At 46.1% G+C, this 2068-nt stretch carries 2 protein-coding genes and 1 pseudogene; 1 reads left to right on the top strand and 2 read right to left on the bottom strand.

Annotation, left to right across the window (positions count from 1 at the left end; all coding sequences use genetic code 11):
- Positions 1 to 72 precede the first annotated feature (72 nt).
- Positions 73 to 639 carry a pyridoxal 5'-phosphate synthase glutaminase subunit PdxT gene (gene pdxT, locus DW830_RS15325; RefSeq protein WP_119250482.1) on the bottom strand — a complete coding sequence of 189 codons (567 nt, stop codon included), beginning with the start codon at positions 637 to 639 and terminating at the stop codon, positions 73 to 75.
- Complete coding sequence (pdxS, locus tag DW830_RS15320; RefSeq protein WP_119250481.1) at positions 639 to 1514, bottom strand: pyridoxal 5'-phosphate synthase lyase subunit PdxS; 876 nt, start codon at positions 1512 to 1514, stop codon at positions 639 to 641. The genes pdxT and pdxS overlap by 1 nt, the downstream gene beginning before the upstream one ends.
- Before the next feature lie 337 nt (positions 1515 to 1851).
- Here pdxS and DW830_RS16820 point away from each other — a divergent pair.
- Positions 1852 to 2068: pseudogene (locus tag DW830_RS16820) on the top strand (ATP-binding protein); the annotation flags it as partial.

Raw genomic sequence — 2068 nt, 5'->3', positions numbered from 1 at the left:
CAAAAATGCGGCGATTCCGCAAGGCTTTTTGCTTTTATAATATGAATCCACGAAATATAATTCCGCATTACATTACTTGCACATCCCCAGAAAATACTTATGAATCTCCAGGCTTTCGTTCAATTCGGGATGAAAGGCTGTAACCAGCTGCTTGCCCTGGCGGGCAGCCACAATCTTACCATCTACTTCCGCCAAGACCTCTGCATCTCCCCACACCTCTTTAATATAAGGGGCACGGATGAAAGTCATAGGGATATTTCCCTCGATGCCCTTCATCGGAGCCTCGATGTAGAAGCTACCCAACTGGCGACCGTAGGCATTTCTCAATGCCGTGATATCCATGGAAGCAATGCGATGGCTAGGCTCGCCCTCTATCTTCTTGGCAAGAAGAATCAAGCCGGCACAAGTGCCATATACTGGCAAGCCGGCAGCAATCGCCTCCTTTACAGGCTCCATCAATCCCAGTTCATTCAAGAGTTTCGCCTGGGTGGTACTCTCACCGCCCGGAATAATCAAGCCATCCTTTGGCTGGTCCCAATCCTTCAACTGGCGAACCTCGAAACTATCTACGCCCAACTGAGCCAGTTTCTGTCTGTGCTCAGCAAAAGCGCCTTGTAAAGCTAAAACAGCTATTCTCATTACTTACCTCTTTCTGCCATCAAGAGAGCAATCTCCTGCTCGTTGATACCAACCATAGCCTCACCGAGGTCCTCGCTCAACTCAGCCAACATCTTAGGGTCGTTGTAGTTGGTAACAGCCTTCACGATAGCCTGGGCACGCTTAGCAGGATTACCGCTCTTGAAGATTCCAGAGCCTACGAATACACCCTCGGCACCGAGCTGCATCATCAGGGCAGCATCAGCTGGAGTAGCCACACCACCGGCAGCGAAGTTAACCACTGGCAACTTGCCGTTCTCGTGAACATACTTCACTAACTCGTAAGGAGCCTGCAACTGCTTAGCAGCCTCGTAAAGTTCATCCTCGCTCATAGAAACCAGGCGACGGATTTCGCTCTGCATCATACGCATGTGGGTAACAGCCTGAACCACATCACCTGTTCCTGGCTCACCCTTGGTACGGATCATCGTAGCACCCTCAGCGATACGGCGGAGCGCCTCGCCCAAGTTCTTGGCACCACAAACGAATGGTACGTCGAACTGAGTCTTGTCAATATGATACACGTTATCTGCAGGAGAGAGCACCTCGCTCTCGTCGATATAGTCGATTTCGATAGCCTGAAGAATCTGAGCCTCAGCAAAGTGACCGATACGGCACTTAGCCATTACAGGGATAGAAACAGCTTCCTGGATACCCTTAATCATCTTAGGGTCGCTCATACGAGAAACACCACCTGCTGCACGGATATCAGCTGGAATACGTTCCAAAGCCATTACTGCGCATGCACCTGCTGTCTCTGCGATTTTTGCCTGTTCTGGAGTAGTTACGTCCATAATCACACCACCCTTGAGCATCTGAGCCAAGTTGCGGTTCAATTCTTGTCTATTTTCTGCCATAATTCTTTATAATTTTATCTATTTATGGATGCAAAGAAAACACTTTTCGGCGAAACAGCAGAAAAAAGTTCCAAATTCTGCAAACATTGAGTCATTTTGTATAAAGGATGATTCGCAAAAGTATAAGCCATATTCCGAAATATACAAAGCACTACACAGATTGAGCGACAAAGAACAATCTACAGGAAGCTTCCCTTTAAAACTTATATAAATAGGTAAAACCTTGACCTTATATCCCGGAAAATGTTAAACATTAATAATTCAAAGGAGTTTATCTTCTAAGCATCTTTATTTTTTCGTATCTTTGCGAAAAGTTTCGTTACGAAAAAATTCGATTATGGAAAATCCGTTTAAATTTGGCTCATTGGTTGATGCCCCATACTTTACAAACAGAGTGAAAGAACTGGACTACATCGTACAGTTTCTCAAGAGCGAGAACCATCTAGTTCTTATGTCACCACGACGTTTTGGCAAATCAAGTCTCGTAAAAAAGGCTGTTGTCCAAACCCAACGACCATACCTATGGCTCAATATGCAAGCCGTGCTCAGCAAAG

Source organism: Prevotella sp. AM34-19LB (assembly GCF_003468525.1).
GTDB lineage: Bacteria > Bacteroidota > Bacteroidia > Bacteroidales > Bacteroidaceae > Prevotella.
This window is presented reverse-complemented; position numbering and strand designations above follow the sequence as displayed.